18 protein-coding genes are annotated in these 19,807 nt (G+C 53.5%); 3 read left to right on the top strand and 15 right to left on the bottom strand.

What is annotated here, in order from left to right; genetic code table 11:
- Window positions 1-102: 102 nt before the first annotated feature.
- From nuoL to lrhA, 12 genes are all read right to left on the bottom strand, one after another.
- Window positions 103-1,938, bottom strand: a complete 1,836-nt coding sequence (nuoL, locus tag C7434_RS09185; RefSeq protein ID WP_033740625.1) for an NADH-quinone oxidoreductase subunit L — start codon at window positions 1,936-1,938, stop codon at window positions 103-105.
- Entirely contained in the window at window positions 1,935-2,237 is a 303-nt protein-coding gene (nuoK, locus tag C7434_RS09190) for an NADH-quinone oxidoreductase subunit NuoK (RefSeq protein ID WP_028724970.1), read from the bottom strand. Before nuoK ends, nuoL begins: the two co-directional genes overlap by 4 nt.
- Window positions 2,234-2,785 carry an NADH-quinone oxidoreductase subunit J gene (gene nuoJ, locus C7434_RS09195; RefSeq protein ID WP_006120019.1) on the bottom strand — a complete coding sequence of 184 codons (552 nt, stop codon included), beginning with the start codon at window positions 2,783-2,785 and terminating at the stop codon, window positions 2,234-2,236. The genes nuoK and nuoJ overlap by 4 nt, the downstream gene beginning before the upstream one ends.
- A gap of 10 nt (window positions 2,786-2,795) precedes the next feature.
- Complete coding sequence (gene nuoI, locus C7434_RS09200; protein WP_006120020.1) at window positions 2,796-3,338, bottom strand: NADH-quinone oxidoreductase subunit NuoI; 543 nt, start codon at window positions 3,336-3,338, stop codon at window positions 2,796-2,798.
- A gap of 10 nt (window positions 3,339-3,348) precedes the next feature.
- Window positions 3,349-4,326, bottom strand: coding sequence for an NADH-quinone oxidoreductase subunit NuoH (gene nuoH, locus C7434_RS09205; protein ID WP_033740629.1), 978 nt, complete (start codon window positions 4,324-4,326; stop codon window positions 3,349-3,351).
- Entirely contained in the window at window positions 4,323-7,046 is a 2,724-nt protein-coding gene (nuoG, locus tag C7434_RS09210) for an NADH-quinone oxidoreductase subunit NuoG (protein WP_033740631.1), read from the bottom strand. The genes nuoH and nuoG overlap by 4 nt, the downstream gene beginning before the upstream one ends.
- A gap of 111 nt (window positions 7,047-7,157) precedes the next feature.
- Window positions 7,158-8,498, bottom strand: a complete 1,341-nt coding sequence (nuoF, locus tag C7434_RS09215) for an NADH-quinone oxidoreductase subunit NuoF (RefSeq protein WP_170317973.1) — start codon at window positions 8,496-8,498, stop codon at window positions 7,158-7,160.
- A gap of 2 nt (window positions 8,499-8,500) precedes the next feature.
- A complete protein-coding gene (nuoE, locus tag C7434_RS09220; RefSeq protein ID WP_006120024.1) occupies window positions 8,501-9,016 on the bottom strand; it encodes an NADH-quinone oxidoreductase subunit NuoE in 516 nt (171 codons plus the stop codon).
- A 2-nt stretch (window positions 9,017-9,018) separates the two neighbouring features.
- Complete coding sequence (nuoC, locus tag C7434_RS09225; RefSeq protein ID WP_006120025.1) at window positions 9,019-10,818, bottom strand: NADH-quinone oxidoreductase subunit C/D; 1,800 nt, start codon at window positions 10,816-10,818, stop codon at window positions 9,019-9,021.
- Between the two features lie 115 nt (window positions 10,819-10,933).
- Entirely contained in the window at window positions 10,934-11,611 is a 678-nt protein-coding gene (locus tag C7434_RS09230) for an NADH-quinone oxidoreductase subunit B (RefSeq protein ID WP_006120026.1), read from the bottom strand.
- 15 nt (window positions 11,612-11,626) lie between these two features.
- Window positions 11,627-12,070 carry an NADH-quinone oxidoreductase subunit A gene (locus tag C7434_RS09235; RefSeq protein WP_006120027.1) on the bottom strand — a complete coding sequence of 148 codons (444 nt, stop codon included), beginning with the start codon at window positions 12,068-12,070 and terminating at the stop codon, window positions 11,627-11,629.
- Window positions 12,071-12,708: 638 nt separating this feature from the next.
- A complete protein-coding gene (gene lrhA / locus C7434_RS09240; RefSeq protein WP_033740635.1) occupies window positions 12,709-13,632 on the bottom strand; it encodes a transcriptional regulator LrhA in 924 nt (307 codons plus the stop codon).
- 961 nt (window positions 13,633-14,593) lie between these two features.
- Between lrhA and C7434_RS09245 the strand changes: the two genes are divergently transcribed.
- Entirely contained in the window at window positions 14,594-15,811 is a 1,218-nt protein-coding gene (locus C7434_RS09245; RefSeq protein WP_033740636.1) for a pyridoxal phosphate-dependent aminotransferase, read from the top strand.
- A 70-nt stretch (window positions 15,812-15,881) separates the two neighbouring features.
- Window positions 15,882-16,481, top strand: a complete 600-nt coding sequence (gene yfbR / locus C7434_RS09250; RefSeq protein WP_006120030.1) for a 5'-deoxynucleotidase — start codon at window positions 15,882-15,884, stop codon at window positions 16,479-16,481.
- A 30-nt stretch (window positions 16,482-16,511) separates the two neighbouring features.
- Here yfbR and C7434_RS09255 read toward each other — a convergent pair whose 3' ends face one another.
- From C7434_RS09255 to yfbV, 3 genes are all read right to left on the bottom strand, one after another.
- A complete protein-coding gene (locus C7434_RS09255) occupies window positions 16,512-17,171 on the bottom strand; it encodes a sugar phosphatase (RefSeq protein ID WP_033740639.1) in 660 nt (219 codons plus the stop codon).
- 13 nt (window positions 17,172-17,184) lie between these two features.
- Window positions 17,185-17,679 carry a YfbU family protein gene (locus tag C7434_RS09260; RefSeq protein WP_006120032.1) on the bottom strand — a complete coding sequence of 165 codons (495 nt, stop codon included), beginning with the start codon at window positions 17,677-17,679 and terminating at the stop codon, window positions 17,185-17,187.
- Window positions 17,680-17,821: 142 nt separating this feature from the next.
- Window positions 17,822-18,271, bottom strand: a complete 450-nt coding sequence (gene yfbV, locus C7434_RS09265) for a terminus macrodomain insulation protein YfbV (protein ID WP_006120033.1) — start codon at window positions 18,269-18,271, stop codon at window positions 17,822-17,824.
- A gap of 333 nt (window positions 18,272-18,604) precedes the next feature.
- On the opposite strand from yfbV, the gene ackA reads away from it, so the two are divergent.
- Window positions 18,605-19,807, top strand: coding sequence for an acetate kinase (gene ackA, locus C7434_RS09270; protein ID WP_033740641.1), 1,203 nt, complete (start codon window positions 18,605-18,607; stop codon window positions 19,805-19,807).

The raw sequence follows: 19,807 nt of genomic DNA on the forward strand, positions 1-19,807 counted from the left end.
CGCTGGCGGTGGCAAAACGGACTGCGCCGATTACGCCCTTACATCAGACAATCTTTGACATTCTTAATGGGTAAGTTTTCACACCTACCCGCTCATCAATCTTTAAATTACCAGCAGCAGCGCCAGCACAACGACGGCACCAACGCTCATCGACGCGACATACCAGCGCAAATACCCGTTTTCACTGACCACCAGACCTTTATTGGCGATACGTGAAAGCAACGCAGGCAGGTTCATCAGGCCGTTAAGAGGATCGCGTTTTAACAACCACGCAATGCCCAGATACGGTTTGACAAAGACTTTGTCGTAGAGCCAGTCAAAGCCCCAGGCGGCGAACCACCAGGTGCCGAAGAAACGGCCCGGCGCACTGTTGGCCACGCTGCTGACCAGCTGACGCTTGCCCAGCCAGAGGGCAGCGGCGATAACGATGCCCGCAACCGCGACCAGGCCGGACGCGATCTCCAGCGTGACTTTACCGTTCTCACCAAACTCATTGGCCGGTAAAACGCCCGCCAGCGGTGGGGTAATTAATGCACCCACAAACGTTGAGAGCACCAGCAACACAATCAGTGGCAGATGATGGGTAATGCCTTTGCCCGCGTGTGCATGGATTTTCTCTTCGCCGTGGAAGACGATAAAGATCATGCGGAAGGTGTAGATTGAGGTCAGGAACGCCCCTACCAGACCCGCGACCATCAGGTTCAGATGGCCGTTCGCCAGTGCACCAAACAGGATTTCATCTTTACTGTAGAAACCGGCGGTAATCAGCGGCAATGCGGCCAGGGCAGCACCGCCGACCAGGAAGCAGGTGTACACCAGTGGGATGCTTTTACGCAGTCCGCCCATCTTAAAGATGTTCTGCTCGTGGTGGCAGGCCAGGATAACCGAACCTGAGGACAGGAACAGCAAGGCTTTAAAGAAGGCATGGGTCATCAGGTGGAAAATGGCGGCATCCCACGCCTGCACGCCCAGCGCCAGGAACATGTAGCCGATCTGACTCATGGTAGAGTAAGCCAGTACACGTTTGATATCCGTCTGGACCAGAGCAGCAAAACCCGCCAGTACCAGCGTAATCGCACCGATAATGCCGACCAGATGCAGCACTTCAGGCGTCAACAGGAACAGGCCGTGGGTACGGGCAATCAGGTAAACCCCTGCCGTCACCATGGTGGCGGCGTGAATCAGCGCGGAAACCGGCGTTGGACCTGCCATCGCATCGGCCAGCCAGGTCTGAAGCGGCAGCTGCGCAGACTTACCTACTGCGCCACCCAACAGCATCAGCGTGGCCCATTGCAGCATGTGGTTGTCCGCCGCAAAGTGTGCCGGAGCCAGTTCCGCCATTTCGCGGAAGTTGAGCGTACCCAGTTCGTTGTAAAGGATGAACAACGCAAATGCCAGGAAGACATCACCGACGCGCGTGATGATGAATGCCTTCATCGCCGCCTTGCCGTTTTCCGGATTGCTGTAATAGAAGCCGATCAGAAGATAGGAGCACAGCCCTACCCCTTCCCAACCCAGATACATCAGCATCAGGTTATCCGCCAGAACCAGAACAACCATGCTGGCGATAAACAGGTTGGTATAAGCGAAGAAGCGTGAATATCCCTCTTCTCCACGCATATACCACGAGGCGAACATATGGATCAGGAAGCCGACACCGGTCACCACCGACAGCATGGTGAGCGACAGGCCATCCAGCGTCAGATTGACCTGAATATTAAAATTGCCGACATGAATCCAGGTCCACAGCGCCTGAGTGAAGACCTGCTGCCCGTGGGCAAAGAAGTCGAAACCCACAAACACCGTGGTGAGCGCAGCCAGCCCGACCGATCCCATGCCCACGGTCGCGGACAGGTTTTCTGACCAGCGGCCACGGGAGAACGCTAACAGCAGAAAGCCGATTAGCGGAAATAAGACAGTTAAATAGAGAAGGTTCATCCGCGCATCTCGCTCACAGTATCAATGTTCAGCGTCTGACGACGACGATAGAGCTGAAGCAGCAGGGCCAGCCCAATACTGGCTTCCGCTGCGGCGAGACTGATAGCCAGAATATACATCACCTGACCGTCAGCCTGTCCCCAGTAGCTGCCTGCAACAACCAGCGCCAGCGCCGCGGCATTGATCATGATTTCCAGGCTTATCAGCATAAACAGCAGATTACGGCGCAACACCAGCGAGGTCAGCCCCAGCACAAACAGCACCGCCGCCAGAATCAATCCATGTTGTAAGGGAATCATGCTTGCTCCTTATTCGCCTGCGCGGCATCGTTTGAACGGTTGCTCAGGACTTCGCCCTGGCGCTCTTCGCGGCCCAGGTGGAAAGCCACAACCAGGCCGGCCAGCAGCAGCATTGATGCCAGTTCAACCGCCAGCACATACGGGCCAAACAGACTAATGCCCACCGCTTTCGCATCGATAATTTTGCCGTCAATACCCTGGTCATGTGCCGTCATGATGGCGTAGATCATCACTGCCAGCAGCAGCAACGAAACCAGGCCCGGACCAATCCATAACGACGGACTTAACCATTCACGCTCCTGTTTCTGCGTGGCTTTGCCCAGGTTAAGCATCATCACAACGAACACGAACAGCACCATGATGGCACCGGCATACACAATAATTTCCAGCGCACCTGCAAAGTAGGCACCCAGAGAGAAGAAGACGCCAGCCACCGATAACAGCGAAACGATCAGGTACAGCAACGCATGTACCGGATTAGTGTGGGTGATCACGCGCAACGTCGTCACCACCGCCACCAGTCCGCAAAGATAAAACGCAAATTCCATGCCCTGCTCCTTAAGGTAGTAAGCCTTTGACGTCGATAGGTTTCGCTTCGTTCTCTGCGTCACCCTTATCTTTACCGTCAATTGCCATACCTGCCATACGGTAGAAGTTGTACTCCGGATATTTACCCGGCCCCGAGATCAACAGGTCTTCTTTTTCGTATACCAGATCCTGACGCTTGAACTCGCCCAGTTCGAAATCCGGCGTCAGCTGGATAGCGGTGGTTGGGCAGGCCTCTTCGCACAGGCCGCAGAAAATGCAGCGTGAGAAGTTGATACGGAAGAACTCTGGATACCAGCGGCCGTCTTTGGTTTCCGCTTTTTGCAGCGAAATACAGCCTACCGGACAGGCTACCGCACACAGGTTACAGGCAACACAACGCTCTGCACCATCAGGATCGCGTGTCAACACAATACGGCCACGGTAACGCGGTGGCAGGTAGACCGGCTCTTCTGGATACATCTGGGTTTCGCGTTTCGCGAAGGCGTGCATGCCAATCATCCAGATACTGCGCACTGTCGTGCCGAAGCCTACGACAATATCTTTTAACGTCATTTGTTACCCCTTACTGCGCTGTATAAAGAATCACTGCGGCGGTCGCCAGCAGGTTCAACAGCGTCAACGGCAGACACACTTTCCAGCCGAACGACAGCACCTGGTCATAGCGTGGACGCGGAAGCGCAGCACGAATCAGGATGAACATCATCATAAAGAACGCCGTTTTCAAGGCGAACCAGATGAACGGCGGCAGGAAAGGCCCGTGCCAGCCACCAAAGAACAGCGTCACAATCAGCGCTGAAACGGTGGTAATCGCGACATATTCGCCGACAAAGAACAGACCAAATTTCATACCGGCATATTCAATGTGGTAACCGTCAGCCAGTTCCTGCTCGGCTTCGGGCTGGTCAAACGGATGGCGGTGACAAACGGCCACACCCGCGATACAGAAGGTCACAAACCCAAAGAACTGCGGGATGATGTTCCACAGATGCGTCTGACTGTTGACGATATCGGTCATGTTGAACGAGCCCGCCTGCGCTACCACGCCCATCAGTGACAGACCCAGGAACACTTCGTAACTCAAGGTCTGCGCAGAGGCACGCATCGCACCTAACAGCGAGTATTTGTTATTACTCGACCAGCCCGCAAACAGCACGGCATACACAGCCAGGCCCGCCATCATCAGGAAGAACAGCAACCCGATATTAAGATCGGTCACCACCCAGGTCGGTGAAACCGGGACGATAGCAAAGGCCAGTAGCAGGGAAACAAACGCGATGACCGGCGCCAGCGTAAAGATAAAGCGATCGGTGAACGGGGGAACCCAGTCCTCTTTAAAGAACATCTTGATCATGTCAGCAACCAGCTGCAACGATCCGCCCCAGCCCACACGGTTTGGCCCATAGCGGTTCTGAAACAGGCCGAGCAAACGACGCTCGGCGAAGCTCATAAACGCACCGCAGGCCACCACGACCAGCAAAATCACCAGCGCTTTACCAATGGCGATCAGAATGTCGATAACATCCGGTGTTAACCAGCTCATTGCGCCGCCTCCTGCAGAGAATCAATTTTTGCATTCGCCAGGAAGGGCGGGACACCCGGCATACCGAGTGGAAGCCCAACCTGCCCTGCCTGCAAAGAAGCCGAGAAACGCACTGGCAAACGTACGGTTTCACCTGCACAGGTTAATTCCACCGCTGCACCGTTATTCACGCCCAGCTTCGCGGCATCTTCCGGGTTCAGAACCAGGGTTGGTGCCGACATGCGCTGCTGGATAACCGGCGCACGCTGCGTCATTTCTTCACTTCCGAATAACTGGTAGTAAGGCGCGACGCGGAACTGACCTTGCGTGGCATAGGCTTCTGGCACGCTGCTGAACCAGGCAAGCTGCGCATCGCTGGCTTCGAACAAACGCACACCGGGATCGCCATGACGCAGTTTCCCGCCCACTTCATCCTGGAATTTGTTCCACGCCTGCGGTGAGTTCCAGCCTGGTGCCCACGCAAACGGAATTTGCGAACGCGGTGCGCTCGGCTGGTTGTTTCCTTCCATCGAGAAGGCAAACATGGTGTCCTGATCCTGCGGCTGACGCGGCTCATGCACGCTGATATTCGCGCGCGCAGCAGTACGCCCACTGGCACGGTGCGGAGAACGCGCCAGCTTCTGACCACGAATACGGAAGCTGGCATCCGGCGCCGCATCCTTGATCCCTTTCAGTTGTGGCAGACTTGCCACAACGGCATCAATGACATGGTCCAGTTGCGTCCAGTCAACGTGACGGCTTTCCAGCGCGCTGTGCAGCGAGTGCAACCAGCGCCAGCTTTCCAGCATCACAATGCTGTTATCGTAGTAGGCAGGATCGTACACCTGGAAGAAGCGCTGTGCGCGGCCCTCATGGTTAATTGACGTACCGTCGCTTTCGGCAAAACTGGCGGCGGAAAGCACCAGTCCGGCTTTTTCCACCGTGGCGGTGCGCTGATGATCGACCACAATCACGTTAGCCGCATGGTTCAGCGCCGCATCGACCTGCGCTTTTGGCGCATGGCGATACAAATCGTTTTCCAGCACCACGACCGCATCGGCTTCGCCGTTCTGCAGTTGTTCCAGTGCCTGATCCAGCGTATTGCCACCCATCAGGCCCAGGCCCATGCTGTTAGCATGAGCAGCCAGCAGGGTGATACCGACGTCTGCACCGCGCGCTTTCAGGGCTTTGGCCACGTTCGCGGCCGCTTCGATCATGGCACTGCTGCCTGAATGCACACCGGAAATGATTAGCGGTTTTTTGGCACCGGCCAGCGCCTGTACCACCACATCCAGCTTACCGTTCAGCGCACTGTCGAAATCGCTGACGGCTGGCGCACTATCGTCCAGCGCGTGGGCAATCGCAAAGCCAAGACGCGCCTGTTCTTCAACCGGGGCACGGTAGCTCCACGCCGCGATGTCGTCCAGACGGGTTTCATCGACGTTGGTGACAAATAACGGATGCTTAGCGTGCTGACCGATATTGAGGATCGCGGCGATCTGCCAGTCTGCGACTTTCTGCGCAGCGGCCATTTCGCGGGCTTTGCCTTTTACTGCCTGACGCACTGACAGGGCCACGCGTGCGCCAACCTGTGTCAGGTCTTCGCCTAACACCAGCACCGCGTCGTAGCTCTCGATCTCGCGCAGTGAAGGCGTATAAATGCCGCCTTCACGCAGCACTTTCAGCAGCAGTTCAAGACGCGCCTGTTCGCCCGCGGGCATACCGGTAGAGAAGTTTTCCGCACCGACCAGTTCGCGCAGAGCAAAGTTACTTTCGATGCTGGCACGCGGCGAACCAATACCAATGACGCGCTTCGCCTGACGCAGGACATCGGCTCCGGCGTTAACGGCCTGTTCGGCATTCAGCTTCACGCTGTCGTTGCCACGCAACTGGACCGGATGGCGAGGACGATCTTTCAGATTGACATAACCGTAGCCAAAGCGACCACGATCACACAGGAAGTAGTGGTTAACGCTGCCGTTATAGCGGTTTTCGATACGACGCAGTTCGCCGTAGCGCTCACCGGGGCTGGTGTTACAGCCTACGCTGCACTGCTGACAGATGCTTGGCGCGAACTGCATATCCCATTTACGGTTATAGCGTTCGGAGTGAGTTTTATCGGTGAACACGCCGGTCGGGCAGATTTCGACCAGGTTACCGGAAAACTCGCTTTCCAGCGTGCCGTCTTCCGGACGACCAAAATACACGTTGTCGTGCGCACCATACACGCCCAGATCTTTACCGTCGGCATAATCTTTGTAGTAACGCACGCAGCGGTAGCAGGCGATACAGCGGTTCATTTCGTGCGAGATGAACGGACCGAGATCCTGATTGCGGTGAGTACGTTTGGTGAAGCGATAGCGGCGGAAGCTGTGGCCTGTCATGACCGTCATATCCTGAAGATGACAGTTACCGCCCTCTTCACATACCGGACAGTCATGTGGGTGGTTAGTCATTAACCACTCCACCACGCTTTCACGGAACTCTTTCGCTTCGCCATCATCAATTGAGATGAAGGTGCCATCGGACGCCGGTGTCATACAGGACATGACAAGGCGGCCGCGGGTGTCTTCAGCGTTCTGGAATTGCTTCACCGCACACTGGCGGCAGGCACCCACGCTTCCCAGCGCCGGATGCCAGCAAAAATAAGGAATATCAAGGCCCAGAGACAGACATGCCTGTAGCAGGTTGTCCGCTCCGTTCACATCATATTCTTTACCGTCTACATGGATAGTAGCCATAGTGACATGCTTCCGTCAGGCTCGTCAGAAACGAGCGTTAATCAAATTCTTGCCCCTGCACACTGCAACAGGGACGGCGGCACAGGGCCAGCTCCCGTGGATAACGGCGAATTACCAGCGCGCTTTCAGCAGGTTTGGCTGAATACCGCCGATAGATCGGGTATTGCCAAACACCTGCGGCGCAATGCCGGCTTCAAACTCTTCACGGAAATATTTAATGGCGCTCTGCAGCGGCTCGACCGCACCCGGCGCGTGGGCACAGAAGGTTTTGCCCGGGCCAAGCTGGCGGCAAAGCTGCTCCAGGGTCTCAATGTCCCCCGGCTGGCCTTTTTTCTGCTCCAGCGCGCGCAGAATCTTCACGCTCCACGGCAGGCCATCACGGCATGGCGTACACCAACCGCAGGATTCGCGGGCAAAGAACTCTTCCAGGTTACGCACCAGTGAAACCATGTTGATTTCATGGTCAACGGCCATTGCCAGAGCGGTACCCAGACGGCTGCCGGCTTTACCAATGCTGGCAAATTCCATGGGCAGATCGAGGTGCTGCTCCGTTAAAAAGTCGGTCCCCGCGCCGCCCGGCTGCCAGGCTTTAAAACGCAGGCCGTCGCGCATACCGCCGGCATAATCCTCAAGGATTTCGCGTGCGGTGATACCAAATGGCAGTTCCCACACGCCAGGGTTTTTCACCCGACCGGAGAAGCCCATTAGTTTCGTACCGGCATCGTCGCTTTTTGACAGACCTTTGTACCACTCGACGCCGTTGGCCAGAATAGCCGGCACGTTCGATAGCGTTTCAACGTTGTTCACGCAGGTCGGCTTGCCCCACACGCCGGCGCTTGCCGGGAAAGGCGGCTTGGAACGTGGGTTGGCACGGCGACCTTCCAGGGAGTTAATCAGTGCCGTTTCTTCACCGCAGATATAACGTCCCGCACCGGTGTGGACGAACAGTTCAAAATCAAAACCGGTACCCAGAATGTTTTTGCCCAACAGGCCTGCTTCAGTGGCTTCCGCAATCGCACGACGCAGATGCACTGCGGCTTCAATGTATTCGCCGCGCAGAAAGATGTAGCCCCGGTAAGCTTTCAGGGCAAACGCACTGATTAGCATGCCTTCCACCAGCTGATGCGGCATCTGTTCCATCAACAGGCGGTCTTTATACGTGCCAGGCTCCATTTCATCGGCGTTACACAGCAGGTAACGGATGTTCATGGATTCATCTTTTGGCATCAGGCTCCACTTCAGGCCCGTCGAGAACCCGGCACCGCCGCGCCCTTTCAGGCCGGAATCTTTTACCAGTGAGACGATTTCGTCAGGTGCCATCCCTTTCAGGGCTTTTTCCGCGCCGGCATAGCCGTTTTTGCTGCGATACTCATCAAGCCATACCGGCTGCTGATCCTCGCGCATGCGCCAGGTCAGGGGATGGGTTTCAGCAGTACGAATGATCTGTTTGATTGTCATTGATACTGCTCCAGCAAAGAGGCGATGCCTTCCGGCGTCAGATGAACGTGGGTATCTTCATCCACCATCATGGTTGGACCTTTATCACAGTTACCCAGGCAACAGGTCGGCAGTAAGGTAAAGCGACCGTCGGTTGTCGTCTGGCCAGGCTTAATATTCAGGTTTTCTTCCAGTGCCGCCTGAATCCCCTGAAAACCGGTGATGTGGCACACCACGCTGTCGCAGTAGCGAATCACGTGGCGGCCAACAGGCTGACGGAAAATCTGACTATAGAACGTTGCCACGCCTTCTACGTCGCTGGCAGGAATCCCTAACACTTCTGCAATCGCATGGATCGCACCGTCAGGCACCCAGCCGCGCTGCTTCTGCACAATTTTCAGTGCTTCAATGGAGGCAGCGCGCGCATCTTCGTAATGGTGTTTTTCGTGCTCAATCGCATGGTGCTCTTCCGCACTCAGCACGAAGACCTCGTTAGGGTCGATCGTTTTAATAGCAATGTGTTGATCGTGCATAATTAGCGGTCCACGTCTGACATAACAAAGTCGATACTACCGAGGTATACGATCAGGTCGGATACCAGGCTGCCACGGATTACCGATGGAATCTGCTGCAGGTGCGGGAAGCTCGGTGTACGCACACGCGTGCGGTAACTCATCGTGCTGCCGTCGCTGGTCAGGTAGTAACTGTTGATCCCTTTGGTCGCCTCAATCATCTGGAAAGATTCGTTGGCCGGCATGACCGGGCCCCAGGAAACCTGCAGGAAGTGGGTGATCAGGGTTTCAATGTGCTGCAGCGTACGCTCTTTCGGTGGCGGCGTGGTTAACGGATGATCCGCCTTAAACGGCCCTTCCGGCATGTTGTTCAGGCACTGCTCCAGGATACGCAGCGACTGCCACATCTCTTCCATTTTCAGTTGTACGCGCGTATAGGCATCACTGATGCCCGCGCCCACAGGAACCTCAAAATCGAAGTTTTCATAGCCTGAGTAGGGGCGCCATTTACGCACGTCAAAATCGAGACCCGTTGCACGTAGTGCGGCACCGGTTGTGCCCCAGGCCAGCGCTTCTTCCATGTTATAGGCAGCTACGCCCTGCGAACGGCCCATCAGTACGGTGTTGCGCAGCGCCGCTTTGTCATACTCTTTCAGACGTTTTGGCATCCAGTCCAGGAAGTCACGCAGCAGGCGTTCCCAGCCTTTCGGCAGGTCATGTGCGACGCCGCCAATACGGAACCAGGCCGGATGCATACGGAAACCAGTAATCGCCTCCACCACGTCATAAATTTTCTGACGGTCGGTAAAGGCAAAGAACACCGGCGTCATGGCCCCGACGTCCTGAATAAAGGTGGAGATGTACAGCAGGTGACTGTTGATGCGGAACAGCTCTGAAAGCATCACGCGGATTACGTTAACGCGATCGGGCACCACGATGCCGGCCAGTTTCTCTACCGCCAGCACATAAGGCATTTCGTTGACGCAGCCACCGAGGTATTCGATGCGGTCAGTGTAGGGAATATAGCTGTGCCAGGACTGACGCTCGCCCATCTTCTCGGCACCACGGTGGTGATAACCAATATCCGGAACGCAGTCGACAATCTCTTCACCATCCAGCTGCAAAATGATGCGGAACGCACCGTGCGCGGAGGGGTGGTTAGGACCCAGGTTAAGGAACATGAAGTCTTCACTGGCAGTACTGCGTTTCATGCCCCAGTCTTCTGGCTTGAACGTCAGCGCTTCCATTTCCAGATCTTCTTTCTGTTTGGTCAGCGTGAAAGGATCGAATTCGGTGGCGCGCGCAGGGTAATCCTTACGCAGCGGGTGCCCTTCCCACGTCTGCGGCATCATGATGCGGGTCAGGTGCGGGTGACCGTCAAAAGTGATGCCGAACATCTCCCAGGTTTCGCGCTCATACCAGTTCGCATTGGCGAAAATTTTCGTGATGGTCGGCACGTGCATATCGTTTTCAGACAATGCCACCTTGAGCATGATGTCGCGGTTGCGTTCAATCGAAAGCAGGTGGTAGAAAACGGAAAAATCCGCGGCAGGTAACCCGGCGCGGTGGGTGCGTAAACGTTCGTCCATACCATGCAGGTCATAGAGCATGACGTAAGGCTTGGGTAATTTACGCAGGAAAGTGATGATTTCCAGTAGCTGTTCACGCTTAACCCATACCACCGGAATCCCGGTACGTGTTGCCTGAACAGTAAAGGCATCCGGCCCAAAACGATTACGCAATTCGCCAATTACCGGGTCATCCAGATGATCCCGGGTTTGCCATAGCGGCTGAGCGAGATCTTGCGTGGTCAAATCTGTCATACGTTACTCACCATTCCGGCCTGCTAACAGGCGCTCAAATGAAGGCGTCAGGATGGTGCCATGCATTAATTTGTGTATTGTCGCTGCAGGCACTAATTCCATCCATACGGTTAACTTAAACTTCGTCTGGTGTACGCAGGTTGGTTACTGCAATACGCTCGCCACGCTTACGTTCACGCTCAGACTGCATATTGGCACGGTAAACGCCCTGATCGCCGACCACCCAGGACAGAGGACGACGCTCTTTACCAATCGACTCCTGCAGTAACAGCAGAGCCTGCATGTAGGCTTCAGGACGCGGTGGGCAACCTGGAATGTAAACGTCAACCGGCAGGAATTTATCCACGCCCTGCACGACAGAATAGATATCGTACATGCCGCCTGAGTTAGCACAGGCCCCCATGGAAATGACCCATTTCGGCTCCAGCATCTGATCGTACAAACGCTGAATCACCGGGGCCATTTTAGTGAACGGCGTACCGGCAATAACCATAAAGTCGGCCTGACGCGGTGAGGCACGCATAACCTCAGCACCAAAACGCGCCACATCGTGCACGGCGGTGAAGGAGGTGGTCATCTCAACGTAGCAGCAGGAAAGACCAAAGTTGTAGGGCCACAGGGAATTCTTACGTCCCCAGTTCACCATGTCGTGCAGGGCATGTTCGAGCTTGCCCATGTAAACGCTGCGATGAACGTGCTGCTCCAGCGGATCGCTGACGATTTCCTGCTTTTGCAGAGGGTAACGGTCGTTCTCACCACCGTTCGGGTCTATGCGGGTGAGCGTATAGTCCATCTTATTGCCTCTCTTTTACTGCTTGTGAGGATTGGTGTGACTTACCGTGGGAGTTTTAACCACGATTCGGCGGCGTGCAGGAGTCCAGTCCAACGCGCCAATGCGCACCAGATAAACCAGGCCCGCCAGGAGCACCAAAATGAAAATTGCGGCTTCCACAAAGCCGACCCATCCACTTTCACGGATTGAGGTCGCCCATGCGTATAAAAAGAGAGCTTCGACGTCGAAGATAACGAAGAACATCGCCACCAGGTAGAATTTGGCGGATAAGCGGATGTGAGTATCACCCACGGATTCAATACCGGATTCGAAAGGCGTGTCTTTATGACGGGCACGAGCTCTGCCGCCTAACAGCCATCCTCCGGTCAACATAAACGCACAGAGGCCAAATGCGATGACGATAAAAACGATGAATGCCCAATGCTGAGCGATGATTTCGGTGGTAGTTGACATACTCATTGCTTACTCATCAAAAGTGGCGCTGGCATCCTGCTCTGGTTCTGGCAGCAAACTCACCACATCGATTCAAAGGGAAGGATAAAAACCTTACAAATTTTGCTGTTACTGTGCAATAAGCAGCAATTTTATGTGGTTTTTTACTCCTTTCTATAACCTTTTGTCAACTTTGACAAAAGTATCCAAACATTATTTTACACCTGCATCATATTATTAACATATGACGCGCGTGTTTCCAGCTAAATCGCTTCAGTCTGTAGGGGTAATTTCAGTGTAGCGGGTATTTCAACGTGTGGATCGCGTTATCAACGCGCATAGTTTGACAGGATTCGGCGGGATTGCCTTGCTTTTAGAAGGGCTATTTTGTTGATCCAGAACACAGAATTATCATTTTTGTGTTAAATTTAATCAGTTATCAGCCTGATTCGCATCAACAAATCTCCACTTCGTGCTTTCCCTTCCCCACTCGCCCTGTTGACCAGAGTATGAACAGGTAATTGACAGAACAGGACTGAAAAAGAAAACCACGGGTCAGAAAAGCAGCAAAAAAAAGCCTCTTGTTCCGGTTACAGAACAAAAGGCGCATTTACTCAGATTAACGTGCCGGCAGATTTCGCATTTTTTGCGAAAGAAGACGGGATTTACTCTTCGTCGTCCAGCAGTAAGGCACCATCGGCATTGCCGATCATGTTGTAGGGATCGTGGGTAGACTGCATGGCGTTGAAAATGGCCAGCGCCAGTTCGTTGTCGTTGTCCGCGTTGCGGCACAGCAGATACTGAGTATCTGGCAGCACCGGTAATCCTTCTGCTGCACCCATTACGCGCAGTTCAGGGCTCATCATCTCCACCGGACGCGCGGTCACGCCTAAACCAGCTTTAACGGCAGCACGCACCGCTGCCAGCGTTGAAGCGACGTAAGAGATGCGCCAGGGAATGCCTGCTTCGTTCAGATGGTCAATCGCCATATCACGGTAAGGGCTGGGTTCATCCAGCAATACCAGAGGGATCGCTTCCCCACGCTGGAACACATAGTCCGCTGCGCAATACCACAGGGTTGGCGATGTCCGCAGTACCTGGTGTGTAAAGTTACCCGGACTGGAGGTGGTAACAACCAGATCGACTTCGCCCTGATTCAGCATTTCCATCATAAATGGATTGCGTTTCACACGAACGTCAATGGCCAGTTTGGGATAAACAGAGGTAACGCGGTTTAACAGGAACGGCAGAATGGTATCGGACGTATCGTCTGACGCCCCGATTGTCAGAACGCCCTGAATATTGCTGTACATCAGCGATGTGCAGGCTTCATCGTTAAAACGCAGAATTTTTCTGGCATAACCCAGAAGCTGAATGCCATGTTCTGTTAATAATTTGTTGCGGCCATGCCTGGCAAACAACTCTTTACCGACCAGTTGTTCCAGACGCTGCATCTGCTGACTTACTGCCGATTGCGTTCTGCATACCGCAGCAGCCGCGGCTGCAAAGGTGTTTAAATCCGCAACAGCAACAAAAGTTCGAAGCAGATCGAGATCGAGATTAAGTATCGGACGATTTGCATTAGTCATGTTTTTCTTCACTTATTAGAGTTTTAAGAACTACTATCCTGGTGTTATTACAAGCTTATCAAAGCGATAAGCGGTAATGATGCTTCATGCCGTCCCATCACAGGGCCGACATAAAATTTACTTACGAAGGCGCACGGCACGTTCCTGTAAAACACGGAAGCCGTGACCTGAAGACAGAGACAACTTCTGTACCGAAGGCACTGGATGCAAAATTGCGGGAAGCTGTGTAGTTGTCTTTTTCAACCCCAAAAAAGTCATTACGCCGGGGTAAATGGGTCTGTCATACACACACGCTGTATCGCGTTTAATCACATCAAATAGTAAATTATACTTAATCATTTTTGACCGCAAAATGGAAATGTTTTTATGAAAAGCATTGCAAATTTTGATCGGATCGCATTTTCCAACACATCCCGCACGTCCTGTGCGCATTCAACCCGCCCAAAAACAGTGAATAAGACTTTTAGACAGGTAAACCTGTACTAAAGATGCTCTCTGTTTTTTAGCCTGGCTTCAAAAAACGGAAAAAAGTCCTTAGAGATAAAATAGTTAACCGTATTAACGATTAATGCACGGCTGTCACACCCTACTTACGCTATGCACTATCGTGCAAAATTTATGCATCAATAAAGCATAATTAAACTATTTCATTTATGACGCATTAGGCCTGTTCTGATTTCACCATGTCGATTACGTTCCCTGTCGGCATAAAAAAAACAGCAACGCGCCAAACAAAGCCTTTTTATCATGCAGCATAAAAAACCATTAATGATGACTAAAGCAGACTTTTAAACCATGCAGGGTCATAAGCAATATGCATTACGTCGTCTGGACGGAGACAAAGATGCTGAAGACGCCAAAACCACCTCGCGCCCTTCTTTTGTGTTCGTGAGGAGAGTACATTGTGCAGGTTTGTTTTCAGCGGCAGGCAAAAGGATTCTGCATATTAAGGCGGCCAAAAATGACTTTTCAAATTGATAAATCCGGCAAACTGGACAATGTGTGTTATGACATTCGTGGGCCGGTTTTAAAAGAGGCCAAGCGCCTGGAAGAAGAAGGTAATAAAGTTCTCAAGTTGAACATCGGTAACCCCGCGCCGTTTGGCTTTGAAGCGCCCGATGAAATTCTGGTGGATGTGATCCGTAACCTGCCCAGTGCACAAGGTTATTGCGATTCCAAAGGGCTCTATTCCGCCCGAAAGGCCATCATGCAGCATTATCAGGCGCGGGATATGCGCGATGTCACAGTAGAAGATATCTACATTGGAAACGGTGTCTCAGAACTGATCGTTCAGGCGATGCAGGCGCTGCTGAACAGCGGAGATGAAATGCTGGTTCCGGCACCGGACTATCCGCTCTGGACGGCAGCCGTGTCGCTGTCGAGCGGAAAAGCCGTGCACTATTTGTGTGATGAGTCCGCTGGCTGGTTCCCGGATCTGGATGATATTCGTAGCAAAATTACGCCACGCACTCGCGGCATTGTTATCATCAACCCCAACAACCCCACCGGTGCGGTTTACAGCAAAGAGCTGCTGATGGACGTGGTTGAGATAGCCCGTCAGCATAACCTGATTATATTTGCTGACGAGATCTACGATAAGATTCTCTACGATGCCGCACAGCACCACTCTATTGCCGCACTGGCACCGGACTTGTTAACGGTCACGTTTAACGGCCTGTCAAAAACCTACCGCGTGGCGGGCTTCCGTCAGGGCTGGATGGTGCTGAATGGCCCGAAAAAGCACGCAAAAGGCTATATAGAAGGGCTGGAAATGCTGGCTTCCATGCGCCTGTGCGCCAACGTTCCGGCGCAGCACGCAATTCAGACCGCCCTGGGGGGATATCAGAGCATCAGTGAGTTCATCGCACCGGGTGGTCGTCTCTACGAACAGCGTCAGCGTGCCTGGGAACTGATCAACGATATTCCCGGCGTCAGCTGTGTGAAGCCGGAGGGAGCGCTGTACATGTTCCCGAAAATTGATGCCAAAAAATTCAATATTCAGGACGACCAGAAGATGGTGCTGGACTTCCTGTTACAGGAAAAAGTGCTGCTGGTGCAGGGCACCGCGTTTAACTGGCCGTGGCCCGATCATCTGCGTATCGTAACCCTGCCGCGCGTCGATGACCTGGAAATGGCCATCAATAAGTTTGGCCGTTTCCTGCAAGGCTACCGCCAGTAGTCCTGTTGCATCTATACTGATGTCATTTTGGGGAGAGTTAACCTCTCCCCTGTCGTAAACAGGAATGACCATGACTCAAAGCCATTTCTTCGCCCACCTCTCACGCCTCAAACTGATTAACCGCTGGCCACTGATGCGTAACGTGCGGACCGAAAACGTCTCTGAACACAGTTTACAGGTGGCGATGGTCGCCCATGCGCTGGCCATCATCAAGAACAAAAAGTTTAACGGTAACCTGAATGCCGAGCGCATCGCGATGATGGCGCTGTACCATGATGCCAGTGAAGTGCTCACGGGCGATTTGCCTACGCCGGTGAAGTATTACAACGCGCAAATTGCCCATGAATACAAAAAGATTGAGAAAATCGCGCAGCAGAAGTTGATTGAGATGCTGCCCGACGAGTTGCAGGACGTTTATCGCCCGCTGATTGATGAACATCTGCACAGTGAAGATGAGAAAGCGGTAGTGAAGCAGGCCGACGCACTCTGCGCCTACGTTAAATGCCTGGAAGAGTTGTCGGCAGGCAACAATGAATTCTTACTCGCCAAGGCGCGGCTGGAAAAAACCCTGACTCAGCGTCGCTCGCCTGAAATGAGCTATTTTGTTGAGGTGTTTATCCCAAGCTTTAGCCTGTCTCTGGACGAAATCTCGCAAGATACACCGCTCTGATTCGGGCGGCCCGATGCCGCCACTCTGCACTTAAGGCTGGCTGTGAAAGGCAAACTTACCCGCTGGCTGTCTGGTAATGATTAGTGACGCCAGTGAAGTCAGGCGCAGCGCCACGTCATCCAGTCGCGGTGTCTCGTCTGGCGCATTGACAGCAATGACGGCACAGCCCGCCGACAGCCCGGCCATCACGCCAGCAGGCGCATCTTCAACCACAACACAGTCGGCTGGAGACAGTTTCAGCCTTTCGGCACCCAGCAGGTAGGGATCGGGTTCAGGCTTACCCTTTGCTACCTGCTCAGCCGTAATGAAGACCGCAGGCAGAGGCAGGCCCGCCGCTTTGTGGCGGGCATGAGCCACTGGCACAGAACCTGAAGTAACAATCGCCCAAGGGATCTGCAGTTCATTAAGCTGAGTGAGCAGCGCCAGGGCACCTGGTAACGCCTTCACACCGTCCGTATCTTCCGCTTCCGTTTTTTCCAGTGCCAGGAACTCGGCCTGAATCGCGGCCTCTGACTGACCGGCCATAAAATGACGCAGGGAGGTGATTGCCTGTTTACCGTGAATGAAGTCCAGAATCTCATCAGCCGCAATGCCATGACGTGCGCCCCAGTTAGACCAGGCACGTTCAACCGCCGGTAATGAATCCACTAAGGTGCCGTCTAAATCAAACAAAAAACCACTGTACTCCACACGTCACTCCTCATCAGGCGTTAATGATTTGCGCAATCTCGTTTACGCTTAAATGGTACTGGCGGGGACAAGTCTGCCATAAAGCCAGCATGCGTTGATACTTTTCCCACATCGGTGTTTGTGCATTGAAGCCGTGCGTGCCGGAATCAAAATGCGTGTAGCGCCCTTCCGTATTCACCATAAAGCGCACATAGCCAAGGTAGCGGGATTCCGTAGCCGCATCAAATCCCAGAAACGCCAGGCGCCGGGTATCGATCTCTCCTTCGGTTTTCAGATTAGACCAGGAAATCTGTAGCGCATGGTGCATTTCCATGATGTCGATGAGCGTACGGCAGGTGGCTTCAGAGAGTTCGCCGAACTCTTTATCCAGTTCACGCATCTGCAGGCTGTAGCCGCGCTCAATAATGGTCTGATAACGCCGAAAGCGCTCCGCATTCTCAGGCTCCAGCATCGCCATCATTTTGTACTGGTTCGCCAGAATTAAGCGTTGTGCGTGGGTCATTTCCATCTTTCTCTCCCTCAGCCCAGAGGCTGTTCAGGTTTTATACGATGGAAGGATGATGACACAGGGGGAGCGATGCGGAGGTTGCCACATCGCTTTTCATTGATTTAACCACAGATTCACATGCAATATTTCGGCACGCTGCAGGTTAGAGATCGTCCAGAAAAGTCCGGTCCAGTTGCTTAAAGGCGCGCTTCAGCAGATCGGCAAGCGCCTGATAGGTTGGCGTGCCTTCAACCGGCGCAATCGCCTGCCCTGCGGCTTCCAGTTTGGTGCGCACGTCATGAAACCAGCGCAGAAGCGTCGGCGGCAGCGGCGTGACCGAACGTTTGCCCAGCCACCACAATCCCTGCATCGGTAAACTGCAGGCGAAAAGCGCTGTCGCGACGGCAGGGCCCAGTTGCCCACCCATCGCGATCTGCCAGGTCAGTGTAAACACCGCCAGCGGGGGCATAAAGCGAATGGCAAAGCGCGTGGCCGTTGATACCCGGTTTTCGGGAAAGACCGGTGCCAGACGTTTATCATTGGGCCACGTCTTCATATAATGCTGTCCGCGCTGAAACATCCGGAACCAGCCCGTGTTAGATTGATTCGCCATGGCTCGCCTCAACTAATGCTGTATTTTTTGAAAAATAACTATAACGACACAACTTTACGTAACATCCTTCAAATCTTTTTGTCTTTAAAGGTGACTCCGGCTATTCTGACGCCGTTTTAGTCGCGTCAGTGTCGCAACCTTCTTTGTCACAGAGGCGATAAGACCCGTTTTAAGCGTGATTTAAAATTTATGCGTAAAAACTCAACTTTTTTTGCGTATAACGCATTATTTTGACCCGGGTATGACTTTTGTCATTAATCTGGCAGCTTCAATAGGCTACGCTGTATGTCTGATTGCGTTTTTTTTAGCCACTTTTAACAAATAGGTACTTCCATGTCGAGTAAGTTAGTACTGGTCCTGAACTGCGGCAGCTCATCCCTTAAGTTTGCCATTCTGAATCCCACCACCGGAGACGAATTTCTGTCAGGTCTGGCTGAATGTTTTCACCTGCCCGAAGCGCGGATCAAGTGGAAGCTTGACGGCCAAAAACAGGAAGCACCTTTAGGTGCTGGCGCTGCCCACAGCGAAGCACTGAATTTCATTGTTAAAACAATTCTGGCACAAAAACCAGAGCTTTCGGCACAAATCGCTGCAATAGGTCATCGCATCGTCCACGGCGGTGAAAAATTGACGCAATCGGTCGTGATCTCTGACGCTGTCGTTCAGGGTATCAAAGATGCCGCTTCTTTTGCACCGCTGCATAATCCTGCGGGCCTGATCGGCATTGATGAAGCGATGAAAAACTTCCCCCATTTGTCTGACAAGAATGTGGCGGTTTTTGACACCGCTTTCCATCAGACAATGCCGGAAGAATCCTATCTCTATGCGCTGCCCTATGCGCTCTACAAAGATCACGGCGTGCGTCGCTACGGTGCGCACGGTACCAGCCACTACTATGTGACCCACGAAGCGGCAAAAATGCTGAATAAGCCGCTGGAAACCCTGAATATCATCACCTGTCACCTCGGTAACGGTGGATCGGTTTCTGCCATCCGTAACGGCGAATGTGTGGATACCTCCATGGGGCTGACGCCGCTGGAAGGCCTGGTGATGGGCACCCGCAGCGGTGATATTGATCCGGCCATCATCTTCTTCCTGCACGATACATTGGGCATGAACGTGGATGCTATCAACAAGATGCTGACCAAAGAGTCCGGTCTGTTAGGGCTGACCGAAGTCACCAGCGACTGCCGCTACGTTGAAGATAATTACGCCACGAAAGACGATGCCAAACGCGCAATGGACGTATTCTGCCATCGCCTCGCCAAATACATCGGCAGCTATACTGCGCTGATGGACGGCCGTCTTGATGGCGTGATCTTCACCGGTGGTATCGGTGAAAATGCGGCGATGGTCCGCGAGTTAACGCTGAAGAAACTGGCTCTGCTGGGCTTTGAACTCGATCATGACCGCAACCTGGCCGCGCGTTTTGGTAAAGCGGGCTTCATCAACAAAGAGGGCACGCGTCCGGCACTGGTTATCCCAACGAATGAAGAGTTAGTCATCGCCAGGGACGCCGCGCGTCTTACCGCCTGA

Source organism: Pantoea sp. PNA 14-12, assembly GCF_004364735.1.
GTDB classification, from domain to species: domain Bacteria; phylum Pseudomonadota; class Gammaproteobacteria; order Enterobacterales; family Enterobacteriaceae; genus Pantoea; species Pantoea stewartii.